General features: G+C 69.6%; 22 protein-coding genes. 9 read left to right on the top strand and 13 right to left on the bottom strand.

The window, feature by feature from the left end; translation table 11 throughout:
- The first annotated feature begins 11 nt into the window (after positions 1–11).
- The gene (locus NCG93_RS17545) at positions 12–506 is read left to right on the top strand and encodes a nitroreductase/quinone reductase family protein (protein WP_194413030.1); all 495 of its coding nucleotides are present in this window, start codon (positions 12–14) and stop codon (positions 504–506) included.
- 68 nt (positions 507–574) lie between these two features.
- On the opposite strand, the gene ccsB is transcribed toward NCG93_RS17545, so the two are convergent.
- The 6 genes from ccsB to NCG93_RS17515 form a co-directional block, all read right to left on the bottom strand.
- Positions 575–1,663: a c-type cytochrome biogenesis protein CcsB gene (ccsB, locus tag NCG93_RS17540; protein WP_194413029.1), complete on the bottom strand. Its 1,089-nt coding sequence runs from the start codon at positions 1,661–1,663 to the stop codon at positions 575–577.
- 5 nt (positions 1,664–1,668) lie between these two features.
- Positions 1,669–3,378, bottom strand: a complete 1,710-nt coding sequence (gene resB / locus NCG93_RS17535) for a cytochrome c biogenesis protein ResB (RefSeq protein WP_194413764.1) — start codon at positions 3,376–3,378, stop codon at positions 1,669–1,671.
- Positions 3,379–3,433: 55 nt separating this feature from the next.
- Positions 3,434–4,321 carry a cytochrome c biogenesis CcdA family protein gene (locus tag NCG93_RS17530; protein ID WP_194413028.1) on the bottom strand — a complete coding sequence of 296 codons (888 nt, stop codon included), beginning with the start codon at positions 4,319–4,321 and terminating at the stop codon, positions 3,434–3,436.
- On the bottom strand, positions 4,318–4,947 hold the full coding sequence (locus NCG93_RS17525; protein ID WP_194413027.1) for a TlpA family protein disulfide reductase: 630 nt from the start codon (positions 4,945–4,947) through the stop codon (positions 4,318–4,320). Before NCG93_RS17525 ends, NCG93_RS17530 begins: the two co-directional genes overlap by 4 nt.
- On the bottom strand, positions 4,944–5,573 hold the full coding sequence (locus NCG93_RS17520; RefSeq protein WP_194413026.1) for a histidine phosphatase family protein: 630 nt from the start codon (positions 5,571–5,573) through the stop codon (positions 4,944–4,946). The genes NCG93_RS17525 and NCG93_RS17520 overlap by 4 nt, the downstream gene beginning before the upstream one ends.
- A gap of 131 nt (positions 5,574–5,704) precedes the next feature.
- Complete coding sequence (locus NCG93_RS17515; protein WP_194413025.1) at positions 5,705–6,385, bottom strand: DedA family protein; 681 nt, start codon at positions 6,383–6,385, stop codon at positions 5,705–5,707.
- 194 nt (positions 6,386–6,579) lie between these two features.
- Here NCG93_RS17515 and aspS point away from each other — a divergent pair, with 194 nt between their 5' ends.
- The 3 genes from aspS (at position 6,580) to NCG93_RS17500 (ending at position 10,208) form a co-directional block, all read left to right on the top strand.
- Positions 6,580–7,920 carry an aspartate--tRNA(Asn) ligase gene (gene aspS / locus NCG93_RS17510; RefSeq protein WP_194413024.1) on the top strand — a complete coding sequence of 447 codons (1,341 nt, stop codon included), beginning with the start codon at positions 6,580–6,582 and terminating at the stop codon, positions 7,918–7,920.
- A 146-nt stretch (positions 7,921–8,066) separates the two neighbouring features.
- A complete protein-coding gene (locus NCG93_RS17505) occupies positions 8,067–9,158 on the top strand; it encodes a ScyD/ScyE family protein (RefSeq protein ID WP_252787589.1) in 1,092 nt (363 codons plus the stop codon).
- A 231-nt stretch (positions 9,159–9,389) separates the two neighbouring features.
- Positions 9,390–10,208 carry a tyrosine-protein phosphatase gene (locus tag NCG93_RS17500; protein ID WP_194413022.1) on the top strand — a complete coding sequence of 273 codons (819 nt, stop codon included), beginning with the start codon at positions 9,390–9,392 and terminating at the stop codon, positions 10,206–10,208.
- A 42-nt stretch (positions 10,209–10,250) separates the two neighbouring features.
- Here the strand turns inward: NCG93_RS17500 and NCG93_RS17495 are convergent, their stop codons facing one another.
- The 5 genes from NCG93_RS17495 to NCG93_RS17475 all read right to left on the bottom strand — a co-directional run bounded on the left by NCG93_RS17495 (position 10,251) and on the right by NCG93_RS17475 (position 12,306).
- Complete coding sequence (locus NCG93_RS17495; RefSeq protein WP_194413021.1) at positions 10,251–10,496, bottom strand: glutaredoxin family protein; 246 nt, start codon at positions 10,494–10,496, stop codon at positions 10,251–10,253.
- A 13-nt stretch (positions 10,497–10,509) separates the two neighbouring features.
- A complete protein-coding gene (locus NCG93_RS17490) occupies positions 10,510–10,803 on the bottom strand; it encodes a rhodanese-like domain-containing protein (protein WP_194413020.1) in 294 nt (97 codons plus the stop codon).
- Between the two features lie 91 nt (positions 10,804–10,894).
- Positions 10,895–10,993, bottom strand: a complete 99-nt coding sequence (locus NCG93_RS17485) for a 30S ribosomal protein bS22 (RefSeq protein WP_003792170.1) — start codon at positions 10,991–10,993, stop codon at positions 10,895–10,897.
- A gap of 83 nt (positions 10,994–11,076) precedes the next feature.
- The gene (locus tag NCG93_RS17480; protein ID WP_163618319.1) at positions 11,077–11,268 is read right to left on the bottom strand and encodes a helix-turn-helix domain-containing protein; all 192 of its coding nucleotides are present in this window, start codon (positions 11,266–11,268) and stop codon (positions 11,077–11,079) included.
- 108 nt (positions 11,269–11,376) lie between these two features.
- Positions 11,377–12,306 (bottom strand): TetR/AcrR family transcriptional regulator, encoded by a 930-nt coding sequence (locus NCG93_RS17475; RefSeq protein WP_194413019.1) that lies wholly within the window; start codon positions 12,304–12,306, stop codon positions 11,377–11,379.
- A gap of 107 nt (positions 12,307–12,413) precedes the next feature.
- Between NCG93_RS17475 and NCG93_RS17470 the strand changes: the two genes are divergently transcribed.
- Positions 12,414–13,346, top strand: coding sequence for an ATP-binding cassette domain-containing protein (locus NCG93_RS17470; protein WP_194413018.1), 933 nt, complete (start codon positions 12,414–12,416; stop codon positions 13,344–13,346).
- Entirely contained in the window at positions 13,343–14,149 is an 807-nt protein-coding gene (locus tag NCG93_RS17465) for an ABC transporter permease (protein WP_194413017.1), read from the top strand. The genes NCG93_RS17470 and NCG93_RS17465 overlap by 4 nt, the downstream gene beginning before the upstream one ends.
- Positions 14,150–14,207: 58 nt before the next feature.
- Here NCG93_RS17465 and NCG93_RS17460 read toward each other — a convergent pair whose 3' ends face one another.
- Positions 14,208–14,621, bottom strand: a complete 414-nt coding sequence (locus tag NCG93_RS17460) for an ArsR/SmtB family transcription factor (protein WP_194413016.1) — start codon at positions 14,619–14,621, stop codon at positions 14,208–14,210.
- A gap of 145 nt (positions 14,622–14,766) precedes the next feature.
- On the opposite strand from NCG93_RS17460, the gene NCG93_RS17455 reads away from it, so the two are divergent.
- Genes NCG93_RS17455 through NCG93_RS17445 form a run of 3 tightly spaced genes read left to right on the top strand, consistent with a single transcriptional unit; the run spans position 14,767 to position 17,278 of the window.
- A complete protein-coding gene (locus tag NCG93_RS17455; RefSeq protein WP_194413763.1) occupies positions 14,767–16,179 on the top strand; it encodes a TrkH family potassium uptake protein in 1,413 nt (470 codons plus the stop codon).
- Complete coding sequence (locus NCG93_RS17450) at positions 16,172–16,843, top strand: potassium channel family protein (RefSeq protein ID WP_194413015.1); 672 nt, start codon at positions 16,172–16,174, stop codon at positions 16,841–16,843. The genes NCG93_RS17455 and NCG93_RS17450 overlap by 8 nt, the downstream gene beginning before the upstream one ends.
- Before the next feature lie 42 nt (positions 16,844–16,885).
- A complete protein-coding gene (locus tag NCG93_RS17445; RefSeq protein WP_194413014.1) occupies positions 16,886–17,278 on the top strand; it encodes a YybH family protein in 393 nt (130 codons plus the stop codon).
- Between the two features lie 15 nt (positions 17,279–17,293).
- Here the strand turns inward: NCG93_RS17445 and proC are convergent, their stop codons facing one another.
- Positions 17,294–18,139 (bottom strand): pyrroline-5-carboxylate reductase, encoded by an 846-nt coding sequence (gene proC, locus NCG93_RS17440; RefSeq protein ID WP_194413013.1) that lies wholly within the window; start codon positions 18,137–18,139, stop codon positions 17,294–17,296.
- Positions 18,140–18,193: the final 54 nt, after the last annotated feature.

Raw genomic sequence — 18,193 nt, 5'->3', positions numbered from 1 at the left:
ATGATCATCGCGTGACCACCCCCTCTGCCGCGGCTCGGCAGCCCGGCTCCGCGCGTCTGCCCCCGCGCTGGTTCATCCGGAGCGCATGGGTCGTTCATCGCGCGATCTACAACGTCACGGGCGGGCGCCTGGGTCTACGGCCGCCCAGCACGAAGGTCTGGGGCATGATGCGTCTGCACACCGTCGGCCGCCGCTCGGGTGCCCCGCGGGCCGCCATCGTGGCGTACGTCGAGGACGGCCCCCGCCTGGTCACGATGGCGATGAACGGCTGGGGCGACCCGCCGCCGGCGTGGTGGCTCAATCTGCAGGCCCGGCCCGCGGCATCCGTGGATCTTCCGGGCGAGCGGCGGAACGTGGTCGCCCGCGAGGCGCAAGGCGCGGAACGCGAGCGCCTGTGGGAGGTGTTCCGCTCACTCGAGGGCGGCGACGACCTGGACGCGCACGCCTCCCGCCGCAGCCGCGAGACACCTCTCGTCGTCCTGGAACCCGCCCCGGCCACACGCTGACCCGCCGGGGTTCCGCCCACGGCATGTCGTCGCGGTCACGTCATGGCGGACGCGCGCCGGGGCCTCGTTCAGCTCAAGCCGGAATAAGCGTGCAGGCCCTTGAAGAACATGTTCACGATCGTGAAGTTGAAGATCACTGCGGTGAAGCCGATGATCGACAGCCAGGCCGACCGCGAGCCCCGCCATCCGCGCGTCGCACGCGCGTGGATGTAGCCGGCGTAGAGCACCCAGATCACGAAGGTCCACACTTCCTTCGTGTCGAAGCCCCAGTAACGGCCCCATGCGTCGTTGGCCCAGATGGAGCCGGCGATGAGCGTGAACGTCCAGAATATGAAGCCGAGGATCGCGAACCGGTACGCGAGCGACTCGAGGGCCTCGGCGCTCGGAAGGGTCCGGAGGAAGCCGGGGCCGGTCTTCGCGGGGGAGGCGGCGGAGGTGCCGACGGCGTCCTGCGCGCTGGCCACGGCGGCGATCCGCGCCTCCCGCCGCGCCTGCATCAGCTGGAGCACCGACAGGCCGAATGCGAGCGAGAACAGGGCAGTCGCGAGCGACGCGACGAACACGTGGATGACGAGCCACACGGACTTCAGCGGATCCATCAACGGCACGATGTCGGTGTAGAACCAGATGGCCGTCCCGCCCAGCAGCACGACGACGAGCCCGGTGATGAAGGTTCCGAGGAATCGCAGGTCGTAGCGAAGAAGCACGCCGAGGTACACGGCCACGATCAGGAGTGTCCCCGTCAGGGCGAACTCGTACATGTTCGACCACGGCACACGGCCGGCGGCGATGCCGCGGGTCACGTCGCCACCGAGATGGAACAGGAAGCCGAGCACCGTCAGCGACGTGCCGATGCGCGCCCACACCAGGCGCGCACGGCGGCCGACGGGGGCGTTGAGCGCCTCCTCCGACGCGGTCTCCTGCGCACGCAGCTGGTCGACGATGCCGCTTCCCGCTGACCCCCGGCCGCCGCCGGCCGCAACGAGCTCGCGCTCGCGTGCCGTCTGGGCCGCGGCATCCTTCGCCTCCACCGCCACGGCACCCCGCCTCGCCAGGTCGACCGCGTACGCGATGAACGCGAGCGCGTAGATCGCGATCGCCGTCCAGACCAGCAGCACCGAGACGGAGTCGAGGGTGAGAGGGGAGGCGTCAGGCATGGTCCTCAGTCTACGTCGGGGGTCGATTCGGGCCGGGCGGGGCGATCCCCGGCCGGCTCGCGGTCTGCCAGCGACACGAGATGGCGCTGTGCGAATTGTGCGACGGCGCCGTCGAGCGCGGGGTCCTCGCCGCGGGCGAGGCCGGCGTACTCGAGCTGCACGGTGTGACCCTGCGGCGTCGCCCTGACCCACATGCGCCGGCGCGGGATGAACAGCGCCGCGAGCAGGCCCGCGGTCGCCAGCACCGCGAACAGCAGCACCCAGGTGGCAGCGGCATCGCGATGGACCGACAGCGACACGTAGCGCTTGACCGAGTCCTGGAATCCGTTCGCGCCCTCGGGCGCCTCGTTCTCGAACGTGACGCTGCCGAGGCCGTCGGGCAGGTCGACGGTCTCGCCGGGCTTGAGCTCGAGCGACGCGGCACCCGAATCGCCGCCGGCGAGCTGTGTCATCTCCGCGGGATCGAGGGTGTACACCGACTTCGGCACGCCACCGTCGATGCCCAGGTCACCGGCGTACACCCAGAAGGTGAGCATCGGATACTCGAGGTCGCCGTACACCGACGTGAGTGCGCCGCTGCCGAGCTCCTGCGCCGTCGGGTAGAAGAAGCCGACCATGCCGACCTGCTCGCGCAGTCCGTCAGGCACCTTCACGACGCCCTGCGAGGTCATGTGGTTGTCCTGCGGCAGGAACGGCACCGGCTCGGAGAACACCACGTCGCCGTCACTGTTGCGCACGGTGATGGTGGGCGCGTAGCCGTTGCCCATGAGGTAGACCTTGTCGCCCGCGATCTGCAGCGGGTGATTCACCCGCACCTCGCCCGACTGCGCGGCGGCGTCGGGGAACTGGGTCGTCAAGTGGGCGACGAAATCGCCGGCCTGCCCGGCGCCCTGCTGGCCGGGCGTCACGTACGACAGCGAGAAGTCGTCGAGCGTGAGCGCATAGGGCGTGAGGGCGTCCTCGTCGACGAACCGGCCGGGGTTGAACGACGTGTAGTCGAGCATCGTGTTGACCCACGTGCGGCCCTCGATGATGACGGTCTGCCCGGTGTAGGTGAATCCCCCGCCGATGCCCACGGCCAGCAGCACGCCGACGAGCGACGCGTGGAAGACGAGGTTGCCGGTCTCGCGCAGATAGCCGCGCTCGGCCGAGACCGAGAACGACCGGGCGCCGTCGTACCTCGCCACGCGGTAGCCGGCTTTGCGCAGCTGGTGCTGCGCGGCTTCGATCGCCGTCGCGGCGGCGGCTGCGGCATCCGCGTCGTCCCGGCACTCCAGGATCTCGGTGCGATGAACGTCGAGCCGCGACAGCCGTGCGGGCGTGCGGGGAGGCTGCGCGCGCATCGCCTTGTAGTGGTGCCTGGTGCGCGGGATGACGCAGCCGACGAGTGAGATGAACAGCAGGATGTAGATCGCCGAGAACCAGGGCGACGTGTAGACGTCGAAGAGGCTCAGCTTGTCGAGCACCGGCGCGAGGTCGGCGTTGTCCACGAAGTACTGGCGCACGCCGTTGGGGTCGGCGCTGCGCTGCGGTACCAGCGAGCCCGGCACCGCCGCGATGGCGAGGAGCAGCAGCAGGACGAGCGCCGTCCGCATCGACGTGAGCTGGCGCCATCCCCAGCGCAGCCACCCCACGACGCCGAGGGCCGGCTGGGTGATGGCCTCGTCGGTGGCCGCGGGGGCCGCCGAATCGGCGTGATCGGCGGGCCGCAGCATCCCTTCGACCGGGTCGGAGACGTCCGCCCCCTCGGGAGCCGAGCCCTGCGGGGCGTCAGAGCGGGGCCGGGACACTGGCGAACACCCCCTGCAGCTGGGCCATGACGGCGGTCCAGATGCCCGTGACCATCAGGAGGCCGAGCACGATGAGAAGGCCGCCGCCGATCAGGTTCACGACGCGGATGTGGCGGCGCACGAACGAGACGGAGCGCGTCGCCCAGCCGAAGCCGAGTGTGAGCAGGAGGAACGGGATGCCGAGTCCCAGCGAGTAGGCGACGCCGAGGAGAGCCGCACGCGCCGCCGATCCGGAGTCGAACGCCATGGTGAGGATGACGGCGAGCGTGGGGCCGATGCAGGGCGCCCAGCCGATGCCCAGGGCGATCCCCAGGAGCGGCGCGCCGATCAGCCCGAGGTTGCCGCGCACCTGCGGCCGCGTGATGCGCTGCGCGATGCCGAACCACCCGATGAAGACGAGCCCCATGGCGATGATGACGACCCCGAGCACGCGGGTGATGAGGTCGGCGTACTCGAGCAGGAAGCGCCCGAGCGTGCCACCCAGCATCGCCATGCTGACGAACACCACGGTGAACCCGGCGATGAACAGCAGCACGCCGAGCACGAGCCGCCCGCGGCCGAGTTCGACGTCGACCGCTGGTTCGACGCGTTTCGTCTCGGTCGCTGAGCCGGCACCGGTCGCTGAGCCGGCACCGGTCGCTGAGCCGGCACCGGTCGCCGGAGCGAGGTCGGTCCCGGTCGCTGAGCCTGTCGAAGCGCCCACGGCGACCCGTGCCGGACGAGGGCTCACGGCACCGCCGATGAAGCCGAGGTAGCCGGGCACGAGCGGGAGCACGCACGGCGAGAGGAACGAGATGGCACCCGCGAGGATCGCGATGGGGATGGCGATGAGCAGCGACCCGTCGGCGACCAGTGCGCCCAGGTTCACGACTCCTCCAGCGTCTCGCGGACGATGGTCTCGAGGATCGACGCGTCCTCGATCTGCCCCACCAGGCGCGCGGCGACGCGGCCTTCCTTGTCGAGCACGAGCGTCACGGGCACGGCGTTCAGCGGGCTCTCCCCGGCGAACGCGAGCTTGATCGAGCCGTCCTCGGTCGCCAGTGCGCTGGGGTAGGTGACGCCGTACGTCTCGGCGAACGCGCGCGATGCCTCCGCGCCGTCGTACAGGTTCACGCCGAGGAACGCGACATCCTGCCCCTCGAACGCGGCGTCGGCCGCCGCGAGCTCGGACGCCTCGACGCGGCACGGCGCGCAGCCCGCGTACCAGAAGTTCACGACGAGCACGTCGCCCGCGTAGTCGGCGCTGGAGGTCGTGCCGCCGTTGTCGAGCACGCCTTCGAAGTCGACCGGCTCGGTGCGATCGGCGGCCGCGATCTCGTCGACCGCGAAGCCGTCGGCCGCGACGAAGCCCTTGTTGTCGCCGGACCGGTACTGATCGGCGAGGGGGTCGCTGGTGCACGCGGCGAGACCCGCGATGAGGCCGACGACGAGGAGAGCGGATGCCGCCGCCTGCGTTCTGCGCGTCGCCCGCGTCCCTGCCCACCGACCGGTCATACCGCCCCCACATCCACGGCGCCGGCCGTCGACGCCGGTTCGGCGTAGGCGGTCTCGGTCCACTTCTTGTCGACCATCTCGAAGCTCGTCACGCTCGACAGCGCGCAGCGGCGCGCGCGGGGATCGTGCCGGAGCGGCAGCCCGGCGACGGCGAGGTGGGTGATCCAGATCGGGAGCTGATGCGACACGATGACGACGTCGCCGGCGTCCGCGGCATCCCATGCCTGCGTCATCGCCGCATTCATGCGGCCCACGACGTCCGCGTACGGCTCGCCCCAGCTCGGGAGCGCGGGCTTGCGCAGGTGGCGCCAGTTCCACGGGTTGACCACCGCGATCGCCATGCGCTTGCCCTCGAAGACGTTGGTCGGCTCGATGACGCGCTCGTCGATGACGGGGGCCATGCCGAAGATCTCGGCGAACGGCTCGGCGGACTCCTGGGTGCGCTGCAGCGGCGAGCACACCAGCGCCGAGACGGGACGGTCGAGCGACTTCACGTACTCCGCCGCCTGCCGGGCCATGCGGCGGCCGTCTGCGCTCAGGCCGTAGCCGGGGAGTCGCCCGTAGAGCACGCGGGCGGGGTTGTGAACCTCCCCGTGGCGCACGAGATGAAGGCGAGCTGCGGGCACCGCCCCAGTCTACGTGGGCCTCATCTATGGGCCGGCTGAGCGTCCTCCCAGGTTCCGCGTGCGTCCCACCGGAGCCGCACGCGGAAACACACCCGCTCGCGGTCGCTGCCCGGGAATCGAGCGGCTCGGACTTAGTCGAGTTCGAGTTCGCCGCGGTTGTCGCGGGAATCACGCGCGGCGAGCGCCTCGCGCACCCGTGCCACGACGAACCAGGCCACGGCCACCGCGGCGACCGCGATGACGACGTACTGGAGGATGTCGGCGTACCGCTCGACGATGTGCCAGGACGCACCGAGGAAGTATCCCGACAGCACGAAGATCGAGTTCCACAGCAGGCTGCCCGCCGCCGTCAGCAGGGCGAACCTCCACACCGGCATGCGCGTGATGCCCGCGGGAATGGAGATGAGGCTGCGGAAGATGGGGATCATGCGGCCGAAGAACACCGCCTTGCCGCCGTGCCGCTGGAACCACGCGACCGTGCGGTCGATGTCCTCGGGCTTCAGCAGCGGGACCTTCGCCGCGACCGCACGCAACCGGTCGACGCCGAGCCACGCGCCCAGGCCGTACAGCAGCAGCGCCCCGATCACCGATCCGGCGGTCGTCCACACGAGGGCCTCGACGACGGTGAACGAGCCGCGGCTCGCCGCGAGCCCCGCCATGGGCAGGATGACCTCGCTCGGCAGCGGCGGGAACAGGTTCTCCATCGCGATCGCGATGCCGGCGCCGGCCGGGCCGATCACGTCCATGAGTGAGACCGCCCAGTCGGCGAGCGTGCTCAGCCACGAGCCGTCGGTCGTCGTCGCAGTGGTCATTCGTCGGATCCCCGTCCGTCCGTCGGCACCTGGTGGCGGCGGCCGCCACCGTTCGGCGCGACGAGTCCACGCTACGGAAGGAGGATGAACGGAACCTTGGTGCAGACCCCCCGAAGCCCGTGGGGGCTGGCGGAGCTCGCTGTGATCGTGCGCTGCAGATGACGACGCGACGCGTCAACGTACACTTGTCCCTCGTGACTGAACGCGTTCTCGTCAACCAGCTCAAGGGCCTCGCCGACGGCCCCGTCTCCGTCTCCGGATGGGTCGAGACCGTCCGTGATCAGAAGAAGGTGCAGTTCGTCATCCTTCGCGACGAGACCGGGGCGGTGCAGCTGGTCAACCCGGCGACGCGTCCCGCGGAGGACGGTTCGGAACAGGATGCCGCGGCCCTGGCGCTCACGGACCTCATCTCGAACCTCGCCACGGGCACGTTCCTGACCGTCAGAGGTGAGCTCAAGCACGACGAGCGCGTCAAGCTCGGCGGCGTCGAGATCAAGATCGGCGGGCTCGACATCGCGGCCGCCGCCCTCCCCGAGACGCCCATCGCCGCGGACAGTGGCATGGACAAGCGCATGGACTGGCGCTTCCTCGACCTCCGCCAGCGCCGCAACAACCTGATCTTCCGCGTGCAGACGACCCTCGAGCACGCCTTCCGCTCTTATTGGATCGAGCGAGACTACATCGAGGTGCACTCGCCGAAGCTCATGGCCTCGGCATCCGAGTCCAACGCCGAATTGTTCTCGCTGGAGTACTTCGGCGACCAGACGGCGTACCTCGCGCAGTCGCCGCAGTTCTTCAAGCAGATGGCGCAGGTCGCCGGGTTCGGCAAGATCTTCGAGATCGCCCCCGCCTTCCGCGCCGACCCGTCGTTCACCTCGCGTCACGCGACCGAGTTCACCTCCGTCGACGCGGAGATCAGCTGGATCGACTCGCACGAAGACGTCGCCGCGATGCAGGAGGAGCTGCTGCAGACCGCATTCCAGGCGGTCAAGGACAAGCACGGCGCCGAGATCGAGGAGCTGTTCGGCCTCGAGGTGCAGGTACCCGCCATCCCGTTCCCGCGCATCCCGCTCGCCGAGGCGCGCGAGATCGTGAAGAGCCGCGGCTACGAGATCCCGCGCACCGACGGCGACCTCGACCCCGAGGGCGAGCGCCAGATATCGGCGTACGTCGAGGAGACCTACGGCCACCAGTTCGTCTTCATCACCGACTACCACCCCGAGATCCGCGCCTTCTACCACATGCGCGACGAAGAGACCGGGCTGACGAAGTCGTACGATCTGCTGTTCAAGGGCGTCGAGATCACGACCGGCGCGCAGCGCGAGCACCGCGTCGACGTGCTGATCGAGCAGGCGAAGGAGAAGGGACTCGGAGCCGAGCACCTCGACTTCTACTTCGACTTCTTCCGCTACGGCGCCCCGCCCCACGGCGGATTCGGCATGGGTCTCGCCCGCGTGCTCATGCTGCTGCTCGGCGAGTCGTCGATCCGCGAGGTGACGTACCTCTTCCGCGGCCCGACGCGCCTCGCCCCCTAATGACCGTCGGATCCGCTTAGGGACGAACCCCGATGCGATGAGCCCCCTCCCCCACCAGGCTGTGTCCGGGGGAGGGGTTTCGTCATGTCAGAGTGCGAGCTCAGGGGGTCATCAGAATGAGTCAACGGAGAATCCGGTCACGCGCCGTGCTGGCTGTCGTGACAGCGGCCGCGGCGGTCATCGCGATCGTGTCGGCCGGCGCGCCGGCGATCGCGGCCGATCCCGTGGCGACGAGGATCATCGCTACCGGGCTGGACAACCCCCGGCAGGTGTCCGTCGGCGCCGGCGGCACCGTCTACGTGGCCGAGGCGGGAACCGGGGGCGCCGGCCCCTGCCTCCCCAATCCCGAGGACCCCACCGCGAGTGTGTGTCTCGGCGACACCGGGGCCGTGACCGAGATCCGCCACGGCACGCAGACGCGCGTCGTCACGGGACTCCCCTCACTCGCGGGGGCGGACGGTTCCGGCGCCACCGGCCCATCGGCGGTCAGCGTGCGAGGCAACAACATCGCGGTCCTCGTCGGCCTCGGGGGCAACAGCGAAACGCGGGCCCTGCTCGGAGCAGGCGGCGCGCGGCTCGGCACCATCCTCACCGGTCGCCTCGGCCAGCCACTGACCGTCGCGGCGGACGTCACCGGCTACGAGGATGCTGCCAACCCCGACGGGGCACAGCTCGATTCGAACCCCAGCGGGTTCGCGGACGTCAACAGCAAGCGCTGGACCGTCGCGGACGCGGGAGCGAACGCGATCGTGACGATCGGCGGCAATCTCGCCCCCGCCACGGTGGCCGTCCTGCCGCCGACATCGGGCGTGCCGCCGTGGGGCGGCGATCCGATTCCCGCCGAGGCGGTTCCGACCCAGGTCGTCCTCGGGCCCGACGGGGCGTACTACGTGTCCCAGCTCGTGGGCTTCCCGTTCCCGCCCGGCGCATCCAGCATCTGGCGTGTCGTTCCGGGTCAGCAGCCGACCGTCTACGCGACGGGCCTGAGCAATGTGACGAGTCTCGCATGGCAGCACCAGACGCTGTACGCCGTTCAGATCAGCGACGGCAGCCTGCTCAGCGAGGAGCCGCCGATCGGCTCGCTGCGGCGGATCGTGCCAGGCGGCGATGAGCATCCCGCGGTGCTGTCCGGCCTCTTCGCCCCGTACGGCGTGGCGATCTCCGGCACGACGGCGTACGTGAGCGTCGGCGCGGTCCTCCCCGGCGGCGGTGAGGTGCACGCGGTCGAATTGCGCTGAGATCCCGAGAAGGGCGGGTCGCCCGGTCTGCTGCCACGGACCGGGCGACCCGTCGCGCGTTCGGACACTACCCCACCCGCTGCGGTGCCCCGCCGGGTGGCCGGGATGCCATTCGCCAAGCCACGTACCTCGTCCGAGGCCCGACGCTGCTCTCCGCCTGACGCGGACAGCGCTGACGCGGACAGCGCTGACGCGGCCATCGCGGACGCACGGATGTGGTAATCCTCGAGGGTGACGATCACCCTCGACGGACTTCAGAACTTCCGCGACCTCGGCGGCCTCCCCCTCGCGACCGGTGGCAGCGTCCGCTCCGGTGTCCTCTACCGTTCCGAAGGGCTCATCGGCCTGACGGATGCCGGCGTCGCAGACCTCTCGGCGAGCCCGATCGGCGTCATCGTGGACTTCCGCACCCCGATGGAGCAGGCGAGCGCGCCCGACCGCCTGCCCGCTGATCGCGCGGTGGAGGTGGTCGAGCTGTCGGTCCTCGAAGGGGCACTCACGGGCGCCGCCGGCGCGGCAGCGCAGGCCGACGGCCCCGTCGACACCGGCATGGCGAAGCAGATCCTCGCGACGCTCCCCCGTCTCGGCGAGTTGTACGTCCAGATGCTCGAGCACGGCGCGCCCGCATTCGCCGAGGCGGCGCGCCGCATCGCCGCACCCGGGCTGAGGCAGTCGCTGCAGGACCCGGTATCCGACAGCCACCCCGCGGGGGTCCTCGTCCACTGCACCGCCGGCAAGGACCGTACGGGTGTCGCGGTCGCGCTCATCCTCGACGCGGTCGGCGTCGACCGGGACGCCGTCGTCGCCGACTACGCCGTCTCGGAGCGCAACCTTGCCGGCCCGTGGGCCGACCGCATGCTCGCCGGCATCGAGCAGATGGGCGCGCCGCTGACGCCCGAGCTCCGCGAACTGGTCACCGGCACACCTCCCGCAGCGATCGAGCAGGCGCTGGCCTGGCTCGACGAGCACGGCGGCGCTGCGGCGTACCTGCAGTCAGGCGGCCTGACGGACGCCGAGCTCGGCGCACTGCGCACCCGGCTCGCGGGCTGAGCCTAGGCATCCGTATCCCGCTCTCGGCGCGCGCGCCGCTCCTCAGCTGCTGAGCGCGGCGCGCAGGCGGTCGGGCGAGACGCGCCAGTGGCCGTGCAGCTGCCCGTCGATCAGCACGACGGGGATCTTCTCCCACCACTGCGCGTAGAGGGCGGGGTCGTCGGCGATGGAGAGCTCCTCGACGTCGACGGCATCTTCGGGGAGCTCGGCCACGACCGTTTCGACGACCTCGCGGGCGACATCGCAGAGGTGGCAGTCCGGTTTGCCGATGAGGGTGATCGTCGTCACACCGGCACCGCGGTCACGCGTCGACCGGAAAGCCGGCCGCGATCCACTCGTTCGTGCCGCCGTCCACGTTGGTGGCATCGTAGCCGCGCGCCTCGAGGGCCTCGACCACGCGGCCCGAACGGCCGCCGACGGCGCAGATGACATCGAACGCACCCTCGGGCAGTTCGTCCAGTCGACCGCCGATGGTGGACATCGGGATGTTGATCGCCCCGGGGACGTGTCCTGCGGCGAACTCGTCGACCTCGCGCACGTCGATCAGTGGGATCTCGGTGCGCTCACGCCGCTGCTGGATGCTGATGGACTTCATGTCGGCCTCTCGGGTCGCGGACTCCGCAAAGGCGGAGCAGTGGCATACACGAAGCGCCCGTCCGGAGACAGGCGCTTGGTGCGGATGCCGCTTACTTCTTGTTGCGGCGCTGGTGGCGAGTCTTGCGAAGCAGCTTGCGGTGCTTCTTCTTCGCCATGCGCTTGCGGCGCTTCTTGATGACAGAACCCACGGAAAACCTCACTATGTCGGGGTCTGGGCGCGGCGTGTGCGGCGCCCGGGAACGAGCAATTACGAAAAATGCCTCGGATCAGTCTAGCCGACGTCGGCGATCGGCCGTTGCAGAGCTTCGGTGACGGCGGATTCGGGCACCCGATAGCTGCGGCCGAACCGGACGGCGGGCAGTTCTCCGGAGTGCACGAGGCGGTAGACCGTCATCTTCGACACACGCATGAGCTCGGCGACCTCGGCGACCGTGAGGAAGCGCACATCGGACAGCTCAGCCATGTCGATTCCTTCCCCAGAAGTACTGGACACACTCTAGAGCGCGCGGGACCCGTGTGTAAACAGGTGCCCCTGTGAACTGTGTGACAAGTGGTGCCGATGTGATCGGTGTCACGACTCCGAGCGCTGCCGTGCCTTCCGGTCGCGCGCCTCACGGGCAGCCAGCCGTTCGAGCTTGCGCGCGTCGCGCAGCGCCTTCTCCGCCTGCCGCACCGCCTTCTGCGCCTCGCGGAACTTCTTGTCGTCGGCGATGTCGGCATCGTCGAGCGTGACCCACTGCGTGCGCACGCCCCGGCGCCCTTCGGCGGCGGCGGCGATGTAGGCGGCGACGCCGTCGAGGCCTCGTTCCAGCGCGAAGGCGAACGGGTCCGACTCGTCCAGGAACGCACCCGCCTCGATGGCCGCGCGCAGCGAGGGGTACGCCTCCGCGGTGATGAGCGCCCGGAACATCGCGTCCTCATTGCGGGCGATGGTGTCGCTCCCGACACCCTGCTCCCGCTCCACCCGCGCGTAGCCGGCGAGCACCGTGCCCGCCCAGTGCGCCGTGCCGGTCACGAGCAGCATCACGGCCAACCGCTCCTCGTACGTCAGCGGCGTCTCATCCAGCGCGCTTATTCCGGCATCCATCCACGCGGCAGTGTTGGGAGTGGCCGGAACACCCGAGATCGGGATGTCGAGCACCCAGGGGTGCCGCAGGTAATGCTGCAGCTGCTCGCCGAACAGCGCCTCGAGGCGCTCCCGCCAGCCGCCGGCCTCCCGCGAGGCCTCCGACGGCGAGCCGGTGGCCTCCTCCTGCATGAGCAGCACGAGGTCTTCTTTGGCGGTGACGTATCGGTACAGCGACATGGGCGTGAAGCCGAGTTTGGCGGCGACGGCGGCCATCGACACCGCGCCCAGGCCCTCGGCATCCGCGATCTCGATCGCCGCCTCCACGATGCGCTCGACGCTCATCTCTCGCTTGGGACCACGCTGCGGGGTGGCGGCGACGCCCCACGCGAGAGCGATGCCTCGCGGAAGCTCGGGCTCGACGGCATCGGTCATCTCGTAAGTCTAGGACTGTCTATCACGTAAACAGTGTGTTACCGTCATAAACAGTTAATGTCATACACAGTTTTGGCCATACACAGATGGAAGAGAGAGGAAGTCCCATGCCCGACCGCACCGCTCCGCCGGTCATCGTCGTCGAGGGCCTGCGAAAGACGTTCGGCCGCCAACGCGTGCTCGACGGTCTCGACCTCGAGGTCGCCCGCGGCGAGGTCTTCGCGCTCCTGGGCCCGAACGGCGCCGGCAAGACCACGACCATCAACATCCTCACGACGCTCGTCCACCCCGACGCCGGCACCGCCACGGTCGCGGGCATCGACGTGGCGCGCGAACCCGAGCAGGTCAAGCGCCGCATCAGTCTGACCGGCCAGGCCGCCGCCGTGGACGACGTCCTCACCGGCACCGAGAACGTCGTCATGATGGGTCGCCTCTCAGGCCTCCCCCGCCGGCCGGCCCGCCACCGCGCGGCAGAACTGCTCGCGCGCTTCGGGTTGACGGATGCCGCATCCCGCCGCGTCGGCACGTACTCCGGCGGCATGCGACGACGCCTCGACCTCGCGCTCAGCTTCGTCGTCGCGCCCGAGGTGCTCTTCCTCGACGAGCCGACGACCGGACTCGACACCCGCAGCCGCCGCGAGCTGTGGGACGTCATCCGCTCGCTCGCGGAGGCGGGCACCACGGTCTTCCTGACCACGCAGTACCTCGAGGAGGCCGACCAGCTCGCCGACCGCATCGCCGTGCTCGACGGTGGCCGCATCGTCGCCACCGGCACCGCGGCGCAGCTGAAGTCCCGCGTCGGCGGCGACACGGTCGAGCTGCATGACGCCCACGGCGACCTCGTGCACGAGGTCGCCACCGACGGATCGGTGACCGGGCTGCGCCGGGCGCTCGACGTGCTGGACGAGTCCGGCGCCGAGGGCGTCGTGACGCTGCGGCGACCGAGCCTCGACGACGTGTTTCTCGCTCTCACCACCCCCGACGGTCGCGGCGAGCGCGCCGACGACCGCCGGGCCGACTCGCTCAAGGAGATCGCATGACCACTGTCACCGCCTCGCCGACCATCCCCGCACTGCGTCCGCGGGTGAGCGGGCTCACCGCCGAGAGCGTCTTCGTCGGCCGCAGCCTCCTGCACTCGCTGCGCGACGGCGAGTCGCTGCTGATGGCGATCATGCTGCCGGTGATGCTCATGCTGATGTTCACGTGGGTGTTCGGTGGGGCGATCGACCCCACCGGCGACTACGTGAACTACGTCGTACCGGGTGTGATCCTCACGTGCGCCGGCTTCGGCGCCGCCTCGACCGCCGTCTACGTCGCGGGAGATATGAAGGCCGGCATCATCGACCGGTTCCGTACGATGCCGGTGCGCGCGAGCGCCGTGCTCACCGGGCACGTCGTCGCGAGCCTGCTGCGGAACCTCCTCGCGACCGCCATCGTGATCGGCGTCGCGCTGCTCGTGGGGTTCCGCCCGACCGCGGGGTTCTGGGGCTGGGCCGGCGCCGTTGCGGTGATCTCGCTCTGGATCCTCGCGATCACGTACCTGTTCGCGGCGATCGGGCTCGCCTCCGGCAGCCCCGAGGGCGCCAACGGCTACGGCTTCATCATCCTGTTCCTGCCGTACCTGTCGAGCGCCTACGTGCCCGTCGAGACGATGCCCGAGTGGCTCCAAGGCGTTGCGCAGTACCAGCCGGTCACGCCGATCATCGAGACGATCCGTGGCCTCCTGATGGGAACGCCCGTCGACGACACCGTCGGCTGGGCGATCGCCTGGTGCCTCGGCATCCTCGTCGCCTCGTTCGTGTGGGGCGCCTGGCTGTTCCGCCGCAAGGCCGGGCGCCGGTAACGCGGCGGGCGCTTCGACAGGCTCAGCGACCAACCCGGTCCCTGAGCCTTTCGAAGCGTCACCGCCCGGGGAGGCGCTTGAAGGCGTTCTCGAAGGCGTGCTTGGCGGAGGCGGCCGCCCGGCCGACCACTTCAGCCGCGTGCGCGGCGGAGTCGGGCAGACCCGCGACGCCTTCGCCGGCGAGCACCCCATCGCCGTCGCCGTCGAGGAAGGGAACGAGCCAGTCGTCGACCTCGTCCAAGGGCTCGGCCGAGAGGCTGTAGTAGCGATGCTGCCCCTCTTCGCGCACCGAGACCAGATGCGCGTCGCGCAGCACCTTGAGGTGCTTCGACACCGTCGGCTGGCTTGCGCCGAGCTCGGTGACGATGTGCGACACGCTGGTGCCGCGTTCTCCGGCGGATGATCGGTCGAGCAGCAGTCGCAGGATGTCGCGACGCGTTCCGTCTGCGATCACGTCGAAGATGTCCGCCATGTGCTCAGATTAGTCGGGAGCCCTGCGGAGTACCATGAGCAACAACCGGCCCCCCAACCGAATCACAGGTGCTGGGTTCACGAAGCCCGCACGCACCAGGAGGACCCGTATGACGGATGGCAGGCGCGCCGCCCCCGTCACGGGCATGGGCCGCCTGCGTGCACTCGGTCACGCGTTCATGGAGTTCTTCCGCGACCTGACTCAGCGCTCCCCCGCCCGGTTCGCGATCCTCATCTTCCTGTCGTTGATCCTGCTGTTCACAGGGCTCTTCTCGCTTCCCATCGCCGCGGCCGACCGTCAGGTGACTCCGTTCGCCGATGCCTTCTTCACGGCGGTGTCGACCATCTGCGTCACCGGCCTCGCGACGGTCGACATGGCCACCCACTGGTCGGCGTTCGGTCATGTGCTGGTCTTCGTCGGCGTGCAGATCGGTGCGCTCGGCGTCTTGACCCTCGCGTCGATTCTGGGCCTGGTGATCTCGCGCCGACTGGGCCTGAGGGCCAAGCTCATCGCCGCCAGCGACTCGAATCCCCTGCGCACGCACGGCGGACCGGTCAACGAGGGCCAGACCGTGCAGCTCGGCCAGATCGGCAGCCTGCTCGCGACGGTGGCGCTGTCGACACTCGTCATCGAAGGGTTCCTCGCGATCCTGCTGTTCCCCGGGCTGTTGATCGCCGGCGTCCCCTGGCACGTCGCGCTATGGGAGGCCCCGTTCTACGCCGCGATGTCGTTCACGAACACCGGGTTCACGCCGAACGCCGACGGTCTCGAGCCGTTCCGGCACGACTACTTCTTCCTGACGGTGCTCATGGCCGGCGTGTTCCTCGGCTCGATCGGCTTCCCCGTCATCTACACGCTTCTCCGCGAGCGATGGAGGGTGCGTCGGTGGTCGCTGCACGCGAAGCTCACCCTCATCACGACGGTGATGCTGTTCTTTCTGGGCGGCGCGGTCTTCCTGATCCTCGAGTACGACAACCTCCTGACGCTGGGCACGAAGGACGCGTGGGACACGACCTTCCAGGCGTTCTTCCTCTCGGCGATGACGAGATCCGGCGGCTTCGCCATCCTCGACATCGGTGAGCTGAATCAGTCGAGCCTGCTTGTCGCGTGCATGCTCATGTTCGTCGGCGGCGGCTCGGCATCGACGGCCGGCGGCATCAAGGTCACGACTCTGGCGGTCATCGCGCTCGCGGTCGTGTCCGAGGCGAAGGGCCGTGCGTCCAACCAGGTGTTCGGCCGCCGCATCCCGAGCGACGTCCTGCGCGTCGCGCTGTCGGTCGTGGCGTGGGGATCCACCATTGTCGCGCTGTCGACGATCATCATCACCCAGATCACCAAAGCCGACCTCGGCGACGTTCTCTTCGACGTCATCTCGGGCTTCGCCACTGTCGGGTTGTCGACGGGTCTCACCGAGACGCTCCCGGATCCCGCTGTGTATGTGCTGGCGATCACGATCGTCATGGGTCGCGTTGGTACAGTGACTCTCGCGGCGGCCGTGGCCGCATCAACCCGTTCGCAGCTGTATTCGCTGCCCGTGGAAAGGCCGATCGTTGGTTGAGCGAATCAGGGGCGATGCGCCCGTTCTCGTGATCGGCCTCGGTCGATTCGGCGCCGCCTGCGCGGGTGAGCTCGATCGGCTCGATCGCGAGGTGCTCGCGATCGACGAGAACCTCGATCTCGTGCAGAAGTGGTCGGAGCGCGTCACCCACACGGTGCAGGCCGATGCCAAGAACATCGACGCGCTCAAGCAGATCGGGGCGCAGGACTTCTCGGTAGCCGTCGTCGCGGTCGGCTCATCGATCGAGGCATCCGTCCTCATCACGGCCAACCTGGTCGACTTGAAGGTGCCGCAGATCTGGGCCAAGGCGGTGTCGCAGTCGCACGGCAAGATCCTCGCCCGCGTCGGCGCCAACCACGTCATCTACCCCGAGCGGGAGGCCGGCGAGCGCGTCGCCCACCTCGTCAGCGGCCGCATGCTCGACTTCATCCGCTTCGACGACGACTTCGCGCTCGCGAAGCTGTACCCGCCCAAGTTCATCCGCGGCGTCGGACTCAACGAGTCCGGAGTGCGCACGAAGTACAACGTCACCGTGGTGGGCGTGAAGAGCCCGGGCAAGCCGTTCCGCTACGCCGAGGCGAACACCGTCGTCACCAACCACGACCTCATCATCGTGTCGGGAACGAACTCCGACATCGAGCGCTTCGCGTCGCTCGAGCGCTGAGACCCCCTCCCGGATGTCCCCGCCGCGCGGCATACTCGCGGCATGACAGAGCGCAACAGGACGGATGCCGCGGCCCGGCGATGGGTCGAAGCCTACGAGAACGCGTGGAAGACGAACGAGCCCGATGACATCCGGGCCCTGTTCACCGAGGACGCCGCCTACTTCACGAAGCCGTGGGGCGATCCGTGGGCCGGCGCCGACGCCATCGTCGCGGGCTGGCTGGAGGCACGCGACGAGCCGGGCACGTACGAGTTCGAGTGGGAGATCGCCGGCATCGACGGCGCCCGCGTCTTCGTGGACGCGCGCACCGACTACGCCCCGAACGACGACCTGCCCGACGGGCGCATCTACCGCAACCTCTGGGTCGTCGACCTCGACGAGGACGGACGGGCTCGCTCGTTCACCGAGTGGTACATGAAGCAGCCCCGCGACTGACACGCCGCGGAGGGCTCATCGGCCCTGGGCGAGTTCCCGGGCACGCGCCAGCGCCGCGTCCGTCGCCGCCACGAAGACGTCGTCGAGACGTGCCTCCTGGAACACGGCGATCGCCCGCTCCGTCGTGCCCTTCGGACTCGTCACCCGCCGGCGCAGCTCGGCGGGGTCGTCACCGGATGCCTCGAGCAGCGCCGCTGCGCCGATGAACGTCTGCTCGGCCATGAGCCGGGCCTCGGCGTCGGAGAAGCCCTTGCCGGCGGCCGCCTTCGTGAACTCCTCCACGAGGAGGAAGAAGTACGCCGGACCGGAGCCCGAGATGGTGGAGAGCGCATCGATCTGGGATTCGGGCACCTCGATGACGGTTCCGACGGTCTCGAACAGCCGACGGGCCGTGGCGACGGCCGCGGCGTCCGCCCGTGAGCCGGCAGCGAGTCCGGTGACGCCGCGCCCGACGAGGGCCGGCGTATTGGGCATGGATCGCAGCACCGCGACGCCGTCGCCGAGGCGCTCCTCGAACGTCGCGATCGTGACTCCGGCGGCGAGGCTCACGACGATGGCGCCGGGCCGCAGCGCCGGGGCGATCTCGCGGAGCAGGTCCGGGACCATCGCCGGTTTCACCCCCACGAGCACGATGTCGGCGGCGGCCGCGGCATCCGTGTTCCCCGTCGGATGCTCCTCGAGCGCGAGGCTCGTCACTGCCTCGAGACCGTCGAGCTCGGCCGCCTTCGCGCGCGAGCGGTTCGTGGTCGTCACTCCCAGGGTTGCCAGACCGGAACGCGACAGGCCCCGCGCGATCGCGCCGCCCATCGATCCGGCGCCGAGGATCGCGATGGGCGGGAGGGCGGAATCTGCTGCAGCCATGGCGTCATCCTACGAGCGGGTTCCCAGAATGCTCGCGGAATTAATGCTTGACTT

It is taken from the genome of Microbacterium yannicii (assembly GCF_024055635.1).
GTDB lineage: Bacteria > Actinomycetota > Actinomycetes > Actinomycetales > Microbacteriaceae > Microbacterium > Microbacterium yannicii.
This window is presented reverse-complemented; position numbering and strand designations above follow the sequence as displayed.

Coding starts and splice junctions, on each gene's coding strand:
- ccsB (WP_194413029.1), bottom strand. CDS start 1,663: ATGCCTGACGCCTCCCCTCTCACCCTCGACTCCGTCTCGGTGCTGCTG.
- resB (WP_194413764.1), bottom strand. CDS start 3,378: ATGCTGCGGCCCGCCGATCACGCCGATTCGGCGGCCCCCGCGGCCACC.
- NCG93_RS17525 (WP_194413027.1), bottom strand. CDS start 4,947: ATGACCGGTCGGTGGGCAGGGACGCGGGCGACGCGCAGAACGCAGGCG.
- NCG93_RS17515 (WP_194413025.1), bottom strand. CDS start 6,385: ATGACCACTGCGACGACGACCGACGGCTCGTGGCTGAGCACGCTCGCC.
- NCG93_RS17490 (WP_194413020.1), bottom strand. CDS start 10,803: ATGAAGTCCATCAGCATCCAGCAGCGGCGTGAGCGCACCGAGATCCCA.
- NCG93_RS17480 (WP_163618319.1), bottom strand. CDS start 11,268: ATGGCTGAGCTGTCCGATGTGCGCTTCCTCACGGTCGCCGAGGTCGCC.
- NCG93_RS17475 (WP_194413019.1), bottom strand. CDS start 12,306: ATGACCGATGCCGTCGAGCCCGAGCTTCCGCGAGGCATCGCTCTCGCG.
- NCG93_RS17470 (WP_194413018.1), top strand. CDS start 12,414: ATGCCCGACCGCACCGCTCCGCCGGTCATCGTCGTCGAGGGCCTGCGA.
- NCG93_RS17465 (WP_194413017.1), top strand. CDS start 13,343: ATGACCACTGTCACCGCCTCGCCGACCATCCCCGCACTGCGTCCGCGG.
- NCG93_RS17460 (WP_194413016.1), bottom strand. CDS start 14,621: ATGGCGGACATCTTCGACGTGATCGCAGACGGAACGCGTCGCGACATC.
- NCG93_RS17455 (WP_194413763.1), top strand. CDS start 14,767: ATGGGCCGCCTGCGTGCACTCGGTCACGCGTTCATGGAGTTCTTCCGC.
- NCG93_RS17445 (WP_194413014.1), top strand. CDS start 16,886: ATGACAGAGCGCAACAGGACGGATGCCGCGGCCCGGCGATGGGTCGAA.
- proC (WP_194413013.1), bottom strand. CDS start 18,139: ATGGCTGCAGCAGATTCCGCCCTCCCGCCCATCGCGATCCTCGGCGCC.